This is a genomic window from Paramagnetospirillum magneticum AMB-1, assembly GCF_000009985.1.
Lineage (GTDB): Bacteria > Pseudomonadota > Alphaproteobacteria > Rhodospirillales > Magnetospirillaceae > Phaeospirillum > Phaeospirillum magneticum.
In genome coordinates this window covers 1,055,100-1,070,249 of record NC_007626.1, presented here as the reverse complement: position 1 = coordinate 1,070,249, position 15,150 = coordinate 1,055,100, and the positions used below count along the sequence as shown (strand labels likewise).

Here is a 15,150-nt window from a genome sequence, read left to right as displayed (position 1 = left end):
TCTCCCTTGATGGTACCGTTCCCCCTGAACCGGCAGGAAAAATCGGATGAGACGGCCATGATTTCTCGAATCGAACAACGTTGCATCGACAAGAACATGAAGATGACCGGCCAGCGCCGGGTCATCGCCCGCGTCCTGTCCGAGTCCTCCGACCATCCGGATGTGGAGGAAGTCTACCGCCGGGCGGCCGAGATCGATCCCCATATCAGCATCGCCACGGTCTATCGCACCGTGCGGCTGTTCGAGGAAACGGCCATCTTGAAGCGGCACGATTTCGGCGACGGCCGCGCCCGCTACGAAGAAGCTGACGGTGATCACCACGATCACCTGATCGACCTGAAAACCGGCAAGGTCATCGAATTCTCCAGCGAGGAGATCGAATCCCTGCAAAAGGAAATCGCCACGCGCTACGGCTACCGGGTCGTGGGCCACCGCCTGGAGCTGTTCGGAGTTCCGCTGGCCGCCGACGAAACCGCCGACTGAGGCGGGCGCCCCCCCCTCAAGCGGCACGGCAATCCGCGCGGCTCATCGGGGGCGATGCGAATACCCATTGACAATGAGTGGCAATTGCGGCTTTCTGTAGATGCGATTTGTTCGCAATCACAGCCGAGGAGATGCCCCATGAGCCGTCAAGCCGCCACCTTCTCTCCTTCCGCCGGGTCCCGCACGGTCGTTCGTTCCACCGTCGCCGGTGCCGGTGGCGCCGTGGCGGCGGGAACCGCCAAGGCCGCGGGCTTCCTGACCATGGGCAAGATGGCCGGTGTCGGCTTGGGCGCCCTAGCCGGCGGTCCGCTGGGCGCCGCCGTCGCCGTCGGCTTGATGGCCGGTCTGATCTACGGATCCGCCGCCGCCCGTCACCGTCGGGTCTGAACCCCTTCCGATGGAACTAAACTGCCCGCCGCCCATGGCGCGGGCGGCCCCTCTCTCGCTCAGGCCCGTGCCGCGGCGGCGGGTGCCGGGCTGACGAACAGGCGGATGTCGCGGGCGTGGGGGATTTCCTCCTGGATGCGCCGGCGTACCGCCTCGGCCACCATGGAACTGTCCTTGATGCGCAGATTGGGATCGACCCGCAGGCGGATGTCGAACTGCACGTCCTCGCCCACATGGCGACCGCGCAGGAAATAGATGCTGTGGACCATGGGCGTGTCCATGGCCACCTGCCAGGCGGTCTGCAGCAATTCCGTATCCACCGAGCTGTCCATCAGGCCGTGGATCGAGGTTCCGATCAGTTCCAGGCCGATGCGTCCCACCAGGGCCGAGACGCCGATGGCCGCGATGGTGTCGGCGATGGGAAAGCCGATCACCGAGGCGATCACGCCGACCATCACCGCCGCCGACGAGATGGCGTCGGACCGGTTGTCCCAGGCATTGGCGATGATGGCCGGGCTGTTGTTTTCGTTGCCCACGCAGATCTGGTAGCGATACATCAGCTCGTTGACGATCACCGTCACCGACGCCCCAACCGCCGCGAAGATGCTTGGCGCCTCGTAGGTCCCCGAGATCAGCTTCATCACCGAGCCGTACATCAAGAAGCTGGCCCCGATCAGCAGCAAGGAGCCCACGATGGACGACGAGATGTATTGGATGTTGCCGTAGCCGAACGGATAGCGCTCATCCGCCGGCTTGTTCGAAATCTTCAAGCTGAGCTGGGTCACCCCGCTGGCCACCACGTCCGCCCCCGAATGCAACGAATCCGCCACCAGCGCCACGCTGCCGCTCATCAGCCCGAGGACCCCCTTGAACAGGGTCATGCAGATGTCGGCGGTAAAGGCCCACCACACCACTTCCTCGCGGCAATCCCTGCAATTTTCGAACTTCATCGGTTCATGTAATCCACAAGATTGGAGCCCAGGATACGATAATTATCGCCCACCTTCTTCGCCTTGATCGTCCCCGAACGAATCAGGCCCAGCACCTCGAGACGGTCCATCCCCAGCAATTGCGAGGCTTCCGCGCTGCTGTAGATCCGGTGCGGCAAGATCTCCTCGCCGAAGATCTTGTCCACCAGCACCATGGCGCCCTGCACGAAGGTCACCAGCGCGCTCCCCTTGATCACCGCCGTCCAGATCATTTCTTGATGTCCTGCGCATGGTTGAGAGGCAACAGTTCCTGGAACAGCTGCGGCGTGATGATCGGCGTGTCGCCCGCCGGCTTTTCCTGGAAATACTCCGCCCGCTTGAACCCGGTGATGAACGCCAGATAGTTCCACGGCCACTTGGTGATCTCGATGTTGTAGGTCGAGGCGGCGGCGTTGTAATCCTCCCGACGCGTCGCGATGCGGTCTTCCATCTCCACCAGCGACGTCATCATATGCTTGTAGGTGTCCACCGACTGGATGGTCGGATACTGCTCCACCACCGCCATCAAACGGCCCAGCGCATTGCCGAAGCCTCCGTCGGCCCCCAGCAGCGCCTTGCCGCCCCCAATATCACCCAGAAGCTTGCCGATCCCGCCCTGCTTCATCAGCTGTTCCAGCGCCGAGCCGATAGGGCCGCCCTTGCCAGCCTCAACGCCCTCGGTCCGCTTGTCCGAGGTATGCGAGAAGATCGAGTGCTCCAATGCAGCATGGTTCAGCGTCAGCTTCACAAGATTGCCGAACAGATTGTCCCGGCGCTGGATCATCACCTCGTAATTGGACCGCTTCGCCTGCGTGTCTTCCGACATGGTCACGAAGGTGTTGTAGCGCATCAGCAACGTCGCGATGAACGCAACAACCGACAAAACCGATATGACCATAAGAGCGTGCACCGGCCCACGCCCCAAACGACGCGGCGTCTCCTCCACCACGTACAACTGGGCAAGCAGCTCCTCCGACTGCTTCACCCGTTGCAGCGCACTGAAGTCGACCCCAGGGGCCGAACCAACATTCGCGTCGCCTAATGCCATATCCGCCTCTCTAAGCTCGTCGTATGAAGGAAACGCCCCACATACGTCTAAGGACCGGCGGGAACGCCCGACTTTCCGGCCGGAGCGCCCTTCTTGAAGCGAACCACGTCCTGAAGATGGGACACGATCACCTGGGCCGGCACCGTGAAGCCTTCCACCTTGCCGGCGGGGCCGGTAGCGGCGATGTTGATGCCCACCAGATCACCCTGGGCGTTGACCAGCGGGCCGCCGGTCTGTTCCCAGCTGTAGACCGCGTCCGAACGCAGCAGATGGGTGATCTGGGTCGCCCCCACCGCCAGCGGCGCATCCGCCGATTGCACCAGGCCCTGGCGCACCAGCGGCGCCCCCGCCATGTTGCGGCCGAAGGCGAAGACCTGCTGACCCGGCACCACCGTCTGGACGTCGGCCATGCGGAAATGCAGGAACTTCTCGGTGGTCTGCATCTTCAGCAGCGCCAGATCATGCCCCGGAATGGTCTTCACCACCTGGGCCGGAAAGCGCCGGATCCCACCCGTCGTCGCCACCTGGACCGAAATCTCCGGCAGATTGGACACCGAATGCAAGGTGGTGATCACATAGCCGTTGGCCCCCACGATGGCCCCCGAGGCCACCGGACCGGCATTGACCCCGCCGCCGCCGACCCCGACCACAGCAGGGGGAACCGTGTGATACAGCCGCTGCACATGCGGCATGGCGATGTTGCGCACCAGGAACTGACCCACCGACAGATCGTCGGCCCCATGGAAATTGTCGTCCTCGTCGTAATGGTCCAGGAGATAGATCCCCCAAGCGAAGGTCACGAAGATCAAGAAGGCCAGGATCGAGACAGGCGTCTTCCATGACCGTTCGCAAAACACGATCTTGTTGGTGGGCAATTCGCCCATGGTCTCGCCGACTTCAATCATGGCTGAGTTCCAAGCTCATTCGGATTCCTGTCCTCTATCGCCCATCCCGCGAGAACCACTAGAATTCATCACCGTTGCTTTTGGCGCCGTGGCGCGGAGCCAGCAAAGCATTGAAGCGTCCCTTGATGGAATGGACCAGACTCTGCCCCGCGACGGAAAGCTTACCGCCCAGGGACTTGGGATCCCTCAGCAGATCGGTGGAGGCGCCGATGGCGCCGCGCACGGCCGAATCCGCCACATTGAAGATCCCGGTGAACAGGTCCTCCACGGGAACCTCCTTGACCGGATTTTCGGCAGGGCCGGCAGGGGCGGCCTCTGCCGCCGTCTCCACCGCCGGGGCCGGTTCCGCCGGATAGGCATAGGCCGTCGAGTGGGAAAATGCCTGCGGCCGGGGAGACGGCTCGATCACGGCGGGGGCCTCGACGACCTCCACATCCGAAGCAATCTCAATCTCAAGCTCAACATCACTCGTCATCATTTCGGTAACTCCCTCGGTCTCGGTCGCGGCATGATCGTGAGCCGCTTCCGGCTCGGGTTCAGGTTCGGGTTCGGGGACCGGCTCGGGCTCGGGCTCGGGCGCCGCGGCCGTCACCGGGATTGCCGCCTCGGCGGGATTGATCTCTTCATACTCCCGATCCGGCTGCCGCCGGAAAGGAGGCGACCAGTGGGAGACAAGCTCGGTGAACGGGGCGGCTTCAGGCGGCGCATTGGCAACCGCCTCCGCCAATGCGCTCGGCATGACCGGCTTGAGCGCCGCCTCCGTCGGGCTTGCCGCTCCGGGGGAAGACCAGGGCGAACCGCTCAGCAGCGACGCCCAGGCATCCCCTCCCACCGGCTTGATCACCGGAGCCGGAGGCGCAGATATGGGGGCGGCGGGCTCCGGCGCGGAAGATGCCGGAATCTCGGCGTCGGCAGCCGGGGCGAGCGCGGCATCGCCGCCTCCCTTCCCGAGCTTGTCGCCGGGGGTCCTCTTGGCGCGGGGCCGTCGGTTCGTCGCCATCTCGTGCTCCATCATCACAGAACAACCCGGAATTCTTTACCTTTCACCACGGCCCGTTGCCGGGCGGCGGCGTTCCCGCGGCGGCCCCGGCAATCAAAGTCATGTTGCGGACGCCTCCATCGCGCAAGACTCCCAGACGGACGGACCCGCCGACCGACATTTCCCCCATGATGGCGACCGCCTCATGGGGGAGGGCGACGGGGCGGCCGTCGATCTTGAGCAGAACATCGCCCGGCCGCAATCCGGCGTTTGCCGCCGCCGTGTTGGGGGAAACGCCGGTGATCAGCACGCCGCGCCCGACCGGCAGACCGGTCTGCAGGCTCATCTGCGGAGACAGGGGCGCCAAGGCGGCGCCGTGCAGGCTGTGACCGGCCATTCTGGACCCGATTCCGCCGCGCGCGCCTTGGACATTGACCGCCAGACCGCCGGGCGGCTGGGCGAACTGATATCCGCCCGCCCCCGGCTGAGCGAAGGCGACCGGCCCGGCACCGGCACCGATGATCTGATGGCAACCGGCGCAATTCATGTTCCGGCGGTTGTCGGCATGGGGATTGGCGGCATTGGCCTGGATGGGCGGCGCGGCGGGCGGCGGCGCGGCGACGGGCATCATGGGCTGAGCGAAGGCGATGGGCCCCGCCGCGGCACCGATGATCTGATGGCAGTTGTCGCAAGCCATGGCCTGTCGACCATCGGTATGGGGCGAAGGCACCCCCGCCGCGATGGCCGGACCGGCCGCCCCCACGCCGCCCGACCCCGGAGCCCGAAACGCGACGGCTCCCATGGCGGGGCCCGCGGCGGCGGCGGCGGGCAGGCCGTTCACTTCATCTTCCACGAACCGGCGGACCTGATTGCTGGGCACGGCGAAACCGATTCCGGCGAAAGCACCGCTGGGGGTGTAGATGGCGGTATTGATGCCGATCACCGTGCCGTCGGCAATCACCAGCGGCCCGCCGGAATTGCCCTGATTGATGGCGGCATCGGTCTGCAGCAGCTTGGAATGGGTGACGCCCTCGATCACCATGGACTTGCCCTTGGCGGAAATGATGCCGCGGCTGACGGACATGTCCAGACCGAAGGGAGTCCCGATGGCGATCACTTCGTCGGCGACCAGCACCGCGCTGCTGTCGCCCAGGACCGCCGAGGTCAGCGGCGCCCTGGGAGCAATCTTCAGCAAGGCGAGGTCGAGCGCCTCGTCCATCTTGACGATCTCAGCCGAATAGCGGGTCGCCCCCCCGTTGTCCGACACCGAGACGAGAACCGAATTGGCGCCGCGCACCACATGAAAATTGGTGACGATCAAACCGTCGTCGCGAACGATCACCCCGGTGCCGATATTTTCCACCGTGGTGGTGGTCGGATTGGCGAAACGCGGCAAGACGTAGGGACCGGGCGGCATCAGGGTCTTGGGTGCGGCGGCGCGGCCCGACGACGATGCGGTCACGCTCACGACGCTATGACGCAAAAGGGAGACGACGCGGGAAAATCCCCCGCCGCCGCCCACCTGGGCAGCCCCGGCCTCCATGACCGGCGGCAGGGCCGAAACTCCCGTCGCCGCCGGAGCCCCCGCAAGTGCGTTCGCAGGAAGGGGAAGCACCGGAGCGGTGACGGCGCCGTGACCCAATTGCCGGATCAGGGTTCCAAGGCGGTTGCCGCCCGCCTGCTGGCGAAAAATGAAGGCGCCGAACAGCACGATCAAGGCCACCACGCCCATCAGCATGAGGTAGCGCTTCAAATCCTTGCTGCGAGGGGCTTTGGGGCGCCCCCCGGTGTTCGCGTCGCCATCAAGCATCGTCATCCAGCACCACTCAACAAAATCACGCGGCCGACGCGACCAAGGTCCACGGCATTCGTCGCCGCTGTCGGCCCGCGCTTTTTAGCACAATTACTCCAGCCAGATATAGGCGAGAGCACGCCACGCAGACGATAAAGCAGAATAAATCGCCTCGCCTGGCCGCCAATACAAGCGGTTGAGACGCAACCGCATAAAAAGCCACCCGCCCTCCCCGCAGGCGGATCACGCGAAAAATCGGAGAGCCCCATGGGACGAGGGATGGCCTTTCCCCCCAAAATCTTGATGCTTTAGGCTGCACCTATGCTAATCTGGAGGGACTCAGATCCGTCGATCCACACAGCCCTGCATGGAAGATTTTATGTTTGACACCCCCCTGGCCGGACTGAAATTAGCGGCACCGAAACTGCTCTCCGGAGCACTCCTGGGACTGCCGATCACATTAACGATCGCGCCGGGCCTGGGATTGGTCGTGGTCGGCGTGCTCGGCGCCGCCTGCGTCGGAGGATACATATCCGCCGTAAACTCGCTGACCCATTCCAAACCCGCCTTTTCCGTTGCCACTCCACCGATCTGAAGCGTGGGACTTCCGCCCCGGACGGACCTAGGAAAGATTAGCCAACCGCCGCAACCGGACGGCCGTTTTTGTCGGAGCTGGGGAAAATGAGCGACAGCGTCAATAAGGAAGAAGCCCTGGCGATCATCAGGGGCATCGTCGGCGCCGCAACCGATATCGCCAAGATGGCGAGCGAGATGGGGCAAGAAGACGACGAGATCACCGCCCCCCCACCGCCCGTCGCATCTCCCCCTTCCCCTCCCGCATCCGCCCATTCTCCCGCCCCTGCCGAGAATGCCGCGGCGACCGAACCCGCCGAAAAAGCCGCCATCGCCCCCAAGGCTGAGGTTCGGGCAAGCTCTCAGGCCGACGTCTTGAACCAACTGCTCAATCGTAAATCAGGTAAGGCATAGGCGCAAATCAGGCAAGGCATCGGTCGGGCCGCATGGGAGCCGATGCTTTAGAGCGCCGTGCCTCAAATGTGAGGCGCGACGCTCGGGTGAGCATTGAGCGAGCGGCCAAGCGGCCGGAGGGCCGCGCCCGACGCCGAGCCCGCCCCACGTCATCGGAGACGACATGGCCCTGACACCGGCGGAAAAGCAAAGACGCTATCGGCAGCGGCATAAAGACCGCCCGACCCAGGCCCAGAAGATCGCCATGCTGGAAGCGCGCATCGCCGAGTTGGAAGCGCAATTGAGAACGGCCACCGGCGCGGATACGGGCCAGGAACACTCGCCCCAGACAATTGACGAAAGCGTGATCGCGGAATGGGAACGGGCAATGGGGAAAGGCCGCAGCCGGTAGCAACCGTACAGCTCCCTCACGGGCCACGCACCGGAATAGAGGCAATCCACCACAACCTGGTTCCTCGTCAATGACCGGAAAAAGAAGACAAGAACTTGGCAATTATTAAAGCAAAGTTAACCGTTATTGCAGCAGACCCATCCCGCTCATTTCATCACACCGCCTGACCGGAGATAAGTTTTGAAAAATCCATGGTCTGGTGTATGATTTGAGTGTTTGAAAAGACAGATCGATTGCTTGTGATGGGAAACGTACACCACCTACAACATCTCGGCCAGGGAGCCGGCGACTGGAACGCCTGGCGCCAGCAGGAGCCCGATGTACGACCGGACCTGACCAACGCCAATCTGCGTGGGGCCAATCTCGCCGGGATGGATTTGTCCGGATCGCTGTTGTCGCTGGCAAATCTGCGCAAGGCCGTTCTGTCCGGCGCGAATCTCCGTGATTGCAACCTCCCCCGGGCCTGCCTGGAAGACGCCGATCTGTCGGGCGCCAAGCTTCAGGGCGCCAATCTGGCCGGCGCGACCTTGCTGCGCGCCAACTTCTCCGGCGCCAATATGCGCATGGCCAATCTGGCTGGCGCCAATCTGGCTGGCAAGATGGATTTGTCCGGAGTCGATCTGACCGGCGCCAATCTGGCCGGCGCCAAGCTGATGGGGGCCAATTTCTCCGGCGCCACCTTGGCCGGCGCCAATCTGGCGGGCGCCGACGCCCGCAATGCCAATTTCACCGGCGCGGATCTGACCGATGCCGTGACCGCCGGCGCCCTCCTCGACGGCGCCAACATGTCCGGCGCGGTCATTCGCCGGACCGCAGGCCGCCCCCAGACCATCGTCGCGGATCTGGAGCCCGAGCCCGAACAGCCTCTGCCCCGCACCGTTTCCGAACGCCCGCAGCCCGTTTCGGTCGAGACCTTCGAGGCCGAGGGATTCGAAGCCCCCCCCGTTTCGGTCGAGGCGCCTTCGAACGAGATCGAACCGGTCTTCGAGACCCAACCGGAATGGGACAATTCGGCCCAGCCGGAATTGGCCGAGCCGGAGCAAGAATCCGAGCCGGAACCCATCGACACGCTGGTGGATGTACCTGCGGATATTGAGCCGGAACTCGAGCCCGAACCCGAGCCCGAGCCGGAACTGGCCGCCGTCGAGGAGATGGCGGAAGACGACGATTCTGCCTTCGACGCGCCCCCCATGGCGACAGCCGCTCCGATCCCGCTTGCCGAATCGCAAATTTCAGATCTTTTGGCCGATTCCGTGCAGGACGAGGCCCTCTCGCGTTTACCTGTTCCGGTCGATGACGCCGTTGACGAGGAACCGCAAGACAGCCCCTTCTATACCTACGAAACCAAGGAATTGGCCATTCTCGCCCTGTATCTCGATCAGGTGAGCCGGAAGACCAAGGCCGAGAAGGCCATGCTGCTGGATCTACTGGTCCAGTATAACCGCAATTTCCTCGGACAAGATGTCAGCGTCCCCATGACCACCAGCGGCAACGCCATTCTGGTCGGTTTCGGCGACCCCACCAACGCCCTGCGCTGCGGCGGCCTGTACATCAGCATGCTGCGCGACATGCAGGTCGAGTCCTATGTGGCGATCAATTGGAGCATGGCAACCGTCCGGGTCGATTCCGAAGGAAGCGAGAGCGACGAGTTGATCGCCAATTCCATTTCGCCGTCGGCTCGTCTGATGCCGGTGGGGGTCGTGGGCGAGGTTCTGGTCTTGGAAGAGCTGTATTCCAATCCCCTGACCCAGCGCGACCTCTTCACCTTCGAGCGTGTCGCCCGGAAATGGAAAGCCGCCAACGACACCCATGGCGAAGGCATCGACGTTATCTGCTACAGCGTTCGCAGCAAGCAGCCCCCGTATCCCTGAGTCCCCCCCCCCCCCCCCCCGGTCAAGCCACCTCCGTGCCCCTTGCCCGCACGGGTGGGGCATGTATCGTGGGGATTGAACGGAACCGCTATGGCGGTATCGGTGTGTGATGTGACGTCGAAGGCTCCCATCTGACAGGGCTGGTTTCCCGATCACCCGACAGACAGGAGGCCCACGATGGCCGAGATGAGCCCCCTGCGTCGCCGCACGATCCTTATCGAAATTCATAAACGGATGGGATGCCTTTATAGCAATCGGTTAGCATTCATTTATTCATTCAGTATGCTCATCAGGCCGCGTTCACCATCCATTCAATCTGGAAGAGGCGTCGGAGATGACGGGTGACCTACGTAAACGATGTGTTTTTGACGGTCAGCGGCTATACCGAATCCGAATTGTCACAGCAGTCTGAAAATCTTAGCCGCGAGGTTGATGGCTTTATCGCCCGAATTGGCGGGCGGTAAGCGATAGAGTCCATGGAGATTTTGCTGAATGACAGAAGAATGCCAGATCGCTGGATGGTCAGACGCTTTCTCTGTCGGGAATGCTGCGATTGACAGCGATCACAAGGCATTCTTTGAAATTGCCAATTTACTCAAGGGCGTCATTTTCGAGGCAGCAGAAAGCAAATTCGTAATCGAAAGTGCTTTGGCTATGCTCGAAGAATATGTCGCAGGGCACTTTCTCCGTGAAGAAAAGGCCATGGCTAAAATTGGTTTTCAACACTTTGACGATCATCGTGCAAAGCACTTTGCCTTCAATCGAAAAATTAATGAGGTGATCAGGCTATATCGTGGCGGAAGTTTGTCCGTTGCGGAGAAGCTGCACGATCTTGTCCTTAAGTGGCTTGCAAGTCACATTATGAATGAGGACATGAAGTTCAAGTCATTGTTGACTGATGACGACGTTGATCAGAGGCCGCTTGCGTATCTTGCTCTCGACGCTCTTGAGAATGAAGAGCCTGAAAAAGTAGCCGTTCCTAATGCCATTGTGCATGCCAAAGTTAAATTAGATTACTCTAAAATAACGGCATTAATTTGCGAGCCAAGCAGCACAATTCGATCTGGAATACGGTTTACACTAAATGAAATTGGAATCACAAATATAGAGGAGTCGAATAATTTTATTGCCATTGATGAATCATGCAAAAATGGCGGCTTCCAGATTGTTGTCATGGATGCTGTGCTTGATGGGAATGACTCGGCGTATTTCATTCGCCAAATCAGATCTTTGCAGACAAATAGCGATCCATTCGTATTGACGGTTCTTCTCCTTTCATCAAGAGATGAAGTGGCGGTTCGTAGTGCCATGTCGTCAGGAACAGATTCCGTGCTTCTTATTCCATTCTCATCAGGCCAATTACGAGATCAGATTGTTGGTCATGTAGAAAGGCGGATGCCATTTATCGTCACCCAAGATTATATTGGTCCTGAACGCCGAAATGAAAGTCGTCCTGGTTGTGCCTCGGCCCCACAAATCATAGTCCCTAATCCGGTCGAGGCGTTAGGGCGAGGCATTCCGATGGAGCAGTACGAATCCAAAAAAAATGAAGCCATTCAAGTTATAGTAAATTATCGGCTGAAAAGTCTTGCTGGAGCCATAATTTTTGAATGTAACTCTTTGGCGGCTGGCATGCGTGACGGATTAGCTACAAATGAAAGCACTTTTCGAAGCTTAACAAAGCTTGAAAATATTGCTGATGAGTTGGCGGAGAAAATTCGAAAATTCTCCGGAGCGAAATCCTATTCTGTTGAAACCTTCCGTGATAGATGTCTGGAATTGAAGGGTGGGGTGGACAAAATCACCTACGCTGATGTGGAGGAACTTTCAGTATCCGGCAAGAAGGTATCGGAAAGCTATATGTCACGCTGAATCGGGGGCCAGTCTCGGCATTGCTCTTTATCCAGATGACTCAACTGAGTCTATAGATTTGATTGATAAGGCGGATAGGGCGATGTACTTGGCAAAACGAACCGGTGGGGTGTGCCTCTTTCCAGACATTTTGTGGGAAATTGAGAACTCTTGAGGAGGCAAATCGACGGCACATTATGCCCCACCCAATTTGGCTGAATTCGGCATTTGTTCGCTGAAAGTGGGAAATGTGCGACGGTCTTCGATATGCTTCGCCCCGGAAGCCGGTATCGTGACGTCCCTCGCCGCTGCACCGCAAAAGATCGTTGCTGCGTTAATTGTTATTTAACCCGAACTCATTCGGAGGTATTGTTTTTTTACGCCATTAGTATGGCGGTGCCCCGTGTAAGGCGGGGAAGGAGTCCGAGATGTGCGACACCTTAGCCGAAGCCCCCATGGCGATCAGGGAGGCCGTAATTCCGATCCTGTATGAGATGGAATTTCCCAACATGATGGCCTGTTACGGCTACTTGCTGGAACGCGGTACGAATCGCGGTGTGTTAACAGGCATTCGGCAATGGATAAACGAGAAATGCCATTTCTGTGATGTCTGTGGCCGACTGGAGAATCCGCCAAGTTAGGTGCTTGGCAGCGATCACCCGACTAAATCATGAACAGGCTATCGAGAGCCTTGAACAGGTCGTCTGCGAAGTTCGGGCCTTTAAAAATGACGGGAACCTTCTTCGGCAACAGCGTCAATACATCTGCGTCCCGATCCAGGCTGGTAATGACGGCGACTGCAATGTTGCGGGTTGAGGGCATGGCCGACAAGCCTATCGCGAAATCAATTCCATCCAATCCCGGCATGACTGCCGAAATGATAATGAGGTCTGGTTTCGTCTGAACCACCATTGACAACGCCAAGACGGTATCGGGGACCACTGAAGTTCTGTAGCCACATTGGCGAAGTTCACGTTCAACGAAATGCGACTGTGCCCCATGGGGAGCAACCAGCATCACTTCGATGCGTCTGATCTCGATTTCATCCAGTGTTGAAGCAAGTTTTTGTGGGAGCCGGGAGAAATCGGGCTGGATTTCTGTGCCGCGACTACCAACCTGTTTAGATAACTCATCGATATAGGTTTCAAGATCGATCCAGATTCGCGGAGGCAGCGTTTCAGGGGCGTCCGCAAGATATTCGTCGAGCTTGTGGGCAATCGTACAGAGGGCATTCAAACCGAATCCTGCCGCCTGTCCACGCAGATACAGGGCGAGCCGCCGAAAGTTTCCAATTAGTTCCGAACGGTTGATTCGGCCATGGCTGCCGTTATCCAGAACGAATTCAAGGGCACGGAGCCGCTCCATTGCGTCATCGAAAAATTCGTCTCGAATTTCATCGAAAACCGCGAACTGATCGTGTCCACTTTCTCGGCTCATTGTGCCCCCAATTTCACAATGTCTACGGCTTGTCGCCGATCAGAACCCTATCGCAATTCACAAACAGATGCGATACCTTTATGACAATCGTTTACCATTCATTTATCCATTCAGTATGCCCATGAAGCCGTGTTCACAATCCATTCAATCTGGGAGAGGTGTCGGAGATGGCGGGTGACCGTAAAACTCCATCAGGCCGTGAGCGAACTTTTGCTCATGACGAACTGATCGTCAGTAAGACCGATCCCAAAGGAAGGCTGACCTACGTCAACGACGTGTTTTTGACAGTCAGCGGCTATGCCGAATCCGAGGTGATGGGGAAACCACATTCGGTCATACGGCACCCCGAAATGCCACGATGCGTCTTCAAACTGCTTTGGGACACCATAGCCGATGGTCGGGAGATATTCGCCTATGTGAACAACATGGCGAAGAATGGTGACAACTACTGGGTATTCGCCCATGTCACCCCGAACTTCGACGCTGCCGGTCAGATCATCGGATATCACTCCAATCGACGGGTGCCCGAGAAGGCCGCATTGGAGACGATCAAGCCGCTTTACTGTTCGCTGATGGAAGAAGAACGCCGCCATCCAGATTCGAAGGTCGGGCTTGAGCGATCATGGAAAATGCTGAACGACGCCGTAGCAACGGCGGGATTCGATAGCTATGACCGTTTCATCTTCACCATCACGCCAGAAAATTGATCAGAGGCAGCCACATGGAAACGACCCTCGGCTCATATGCCCGAACCTTATCCCTTGGGATGCTGGTTCCTTCGGCGATCTGCTTACTGGCGGGAACATTCGGGCTGCTTGGTGGTTCGAGCATCGCCCTTTGGGTCGTGATTGCGGTATCCCTGCTTGGCGTTGTCGGAGGCGTCAAGATCGGTGGTTCTGCTCGACGAATGGCAGGTGATCTGTCCACTGCGATCCACGTGCTCAGCCGGTCCGCCAGTGGTGATCTCAACGCTCGGATTCTGGACGTTCGAGGCAGCGGTGGCATTGGAGCCTTGCAACACAGCATCAACCGTTTGCTGGACCTCGCTGAAGCCTTTGGAAAAGAGGCGTTTGCCGCCGTCGAGTCCGCCAATCATGGTCGATATTACCGCCGGATCATCACCACGGGTTTGCGTGGCGATTTCGTTCTGTACGCCAAGACCATCAATCAAGCTTTGAAGCGAATGGAAGCCAGAGACGCAGAGTTCATCGCCTTTGCCAACAATCAGGTAAAGCCGGTCGTGAACGCCGTGGCTGCCGCAGCGACAGAATTGGAAGCATCTTCGGGGGCCATGTCGGCACAGTCTACCGACACCAGCCACCAAGCCATGACGGTTGCCGCAGCGGCGGAACAAGCCTCGGTCAACGTCCAGGCTGTGGCCTCTGCCGTCGAGGAGTTCTCTGCCTCCATCAAGGAGATTAGTACCCAGGTCCATCGTGCTGCCGCTGTAGCCTCGGAAGCAGCCGGTGTCGCGTCTCGTACCGATACGACGGTTCATGGCCTCAGTGATGCCGCCCAACGAATTGGTGCCATCGTCAGCTTGATCAATGACATTGCCGCCCAGACCAATCTTCTGGCTCTCAACGCCACCATCGAAGCGGCTCGTGCCGGTGATGCCGGGAAGGGCTTTGCCGTGGTGGCGAACGAGGTCAAAAACTTGGCGAACCAAACGGCCAGGGCAACCGAAGACATCACCTCCCAGGTGGCCCATATCCAGGAAGTCGCCGCCGAAGCTATCAAGGCGATTCAGGAAATCACTCGAACCGTATCCCAGATCGAGGAAACATCGTCCGCCGTGGCCGGTGCCGTGGAAGAGCAAAATGCGGTCACCGTGGAAATCGCACGTAATGTCGCGGAAGCTGCAACCGGAACGTCCTCGGTTTCCTCAGCGATCATCACGGTTCAAGCGACTGCCGCTGAAGCTACCGAATCCGCTGGTCAGGTTGCTGATGCTGCATCAGAATTGTCACGGCAGTCTGAAAATCTTAGCCGCGAGGTTGATGGCTTTATCGCCCGAATTGGCGGGCGGTAAGCGATTTTGGTTTTCAATG

General features: G+C 59.5%; 16 protein-coding genes. 9 read left to right on the top strand and 7 right to left on the bottom strand.

Going from position 1 to position 15,150, the window contains the following annotated elements:
- Positions 1–57 precede the first annotated feature (57 nt).
- Together AMB_RS05175 and AMB_RS05170 are read left to right on the top strand one after the other, a co-directional pair.
- Positions 58–483: a Fur family transcriptional regulator gene (locus AMB_RS05175; protein WP_008615103.1), complete on the top strand. Its 426-nt coding sequence runs from the start codon at positions 58–60 to the stop codon at positions 481–483.
- A 138-nt stretch (positions 484–621) separates the two neighbouring features.
- Positions 622–870, top strand: coding sequence for a hypothetical protein (locus AMB_RS05170; protein WP_011383431.1), 249 nt, complete (start codon positions 622–624; stop codon positions 868–870).
- Between the two features lie 59 nt (positions 871–929).
- Here the strand turns inward: AMB_RS05170 and mamB are convergent, their stop codons facing one another.
- Genes mamB through mamE form a run of 6 tightly spaced genes read right to left on the bottom strand, consistent with a single transcriptional unit; the run spans position 930 to position 6,586 of the window.
- Entirely contained in the window at positions 930–1,820 is an 891-nt protein-coding gene (mamB, locus tag AMB_RS05165) for a magnetosome biogenesis CDF transporter MamB (RefSeq protein WP_008622631.1), read from the bottom strand.
- On the bottom strand, positions 1,817–2,071 hold the full coding sequence (gene mamR / locus AMB_RS05160; protein WP_008622632.1) for a magnetosome protein MamR: 255 nt from the start codon (positions 2,069–2,071) through the stop codon (positions 1,817–1,819). Before mamR ends, mamB begins: the two co-directional genes overlap by 4 nt.
- On the bottom strand, positions 2,068–2,886 hold the full coding sequence (mamQ, locus tag AMB_RS05155; RefSeq protein WP_011383430.1) for a magnetosome protein MamQ: 819 nt from the start codon (positions 2,884–2,886) through the stop codon (positions 2,068–2,070). Before mamQ ends, mamR begins: the two co-directional genes overlap by 4 nt.
- Before the next feature lie 47 nt (positions 2,887–2,933).
- Positions 2,934–3,791 carry a trypsin-like peptidase domain-containing protein gene (locus AMB_RS05150; RefSeq protein ID WP_008622189.1) on the bottom strand — a complete coding sequence of 286 codons (858 nt, stop codon included), beginning with the start codon at positions 3,789–3,791 and terminating at the stop codon, positions 2,934–2,936.
- Positions 3,792–3,849: 58 nt separating this feature from the next.
- Positions 3,850–4,791, bottom strand: a complete 942-nt coding sequence (locus AMB_RS05145; protein ID WP_231848984.1) for a FraH protein — start codon at positions 4,789–4,791, stop codon at positions 3,850–3,852.
- Between the two features lie 43 nt (positions 4,792–4,834).
- Positions 4,835–6,586: a magnetosome formation protease MamE gene (mamE, locus tag AMB_RS05140; RefSeq protein ID WP_011383428.1), complete on the bottom strand. Its 1,752-nt coding sequence runs from the start codon at positions 6,584–6,586 to the stop codon at positions 4,835–4,837.
- 355 nt (positions 6,587–6,941) lie between these two features.
- On the opposite strand from mamE, the gene AMB_RS05135 reads away from it, so the two are divergent.
- From AMB_RS05135 to AMB_RS23955, 5 genes are all read left to right on the top strand, one after another.
- Complete coding sequence (locus tag AMB_RS05135) at positions 6,942–7,157, top strand: hypothetical protein (RefSeq protein ID WP_011383427.1); 216 nt, start codon at positions 6,942–6,944, stop codon at positions 7,155–7,157.
- A gap of 86 nt (positions 7,158–7,243) precedes the next feature.
- A complete protein-coding gene (locus AMB_RS05130; protein WP_043746027.1) occupies positions 7,244–7,549 on the top strand; it encodes a hypothetical protein in 306 nt (101 codons plus the stop codon).
- A 163-nt stretch (positions 7,550–7,712) separates the two neighbouring features.
- Positions 7,713–7,940, top strand: coding sequence for a hypothetical protein (locus AMB_RS05125; RefSeq protein WP_043743481.1), 228 nt, complete (start codon positions 7,713–7,715; stop codon positions 7,938–7,940).
- Between the two features lie 242 nt (positions 7,941–8,182).
- Positions 8,183–9,811, top strand: coding sequence for a pentapeptide repeat-containing protein (locus tag AMB_RS05120; RefSeq protein ID WP_011383424.1), 1,629 nt, complete (start codon positions 8,183–8,185; stop codon positions 9,809–9,811).
- Between the two features lie 492 nt (positions 9,812–10,303).
- Positions 10,304–11,683: a bacteriohemerythrin gene (locus tag AMB_RS23955; protein ID WP_083763431.1), complete on the top strand. Its 1,380-nt coding sequence runs from the start codon at positions 10,304–10,306 to the stop codon at positions 11,681–11,683.
- A 642-nt stretch (positions 11,684–12,325) separates the two neighbouring features.
- Here AMB_RS23955 and AMB_RS05110 read toward each other — a convergent pair.
- The gene (locus AMB_RS05110) at positions 12,326–13,099 is read right to left on the bottom strand and encodes an Hpt domain-containing protein (protein ID WP_043743480.1); all 774 of its coding nucleotides are present in this window, start codon (positions 13,097–13,099) and stop codon (positions 12,326–12,328) included.
- Between the two features lie 167 nt (positions 13,100–13,266).
- On the opposite strand from AMB_RS05110, the gene AMB_RS05105 reads away from it, so the two are divergent.
- Both AMB_RS05105 and AMB_RS05100 read left to right on the top strand, forming a co-directional pair.
- Positions 13,267–13,806, top strand: coding sequence for a PAS domain-containing protein (locus AMB_RS05105; RefSeq protein ID WP_043746024.1), 540 nt, complete (start codon positions 13,267–13,269; stop codon positions 13,804–13,806).
- A gap of 14 nt (positions 13,807–13,820) precedes the next feature.
- The gene (locus AMB_RS05100) at positions 13,821–15,131 is read left to right on the top strand and encodes a methyl-accepting chemotaxis protein (RefSeq protein WP_011383420.1); all 1,311 of its coding nucleotides are present in this window, start codon (positions 13,821–13,823) and stop codon (positions 15,129–15,131) included.
- Positions 15,132–15,150 lie beyond the last annotated feature (19 nt).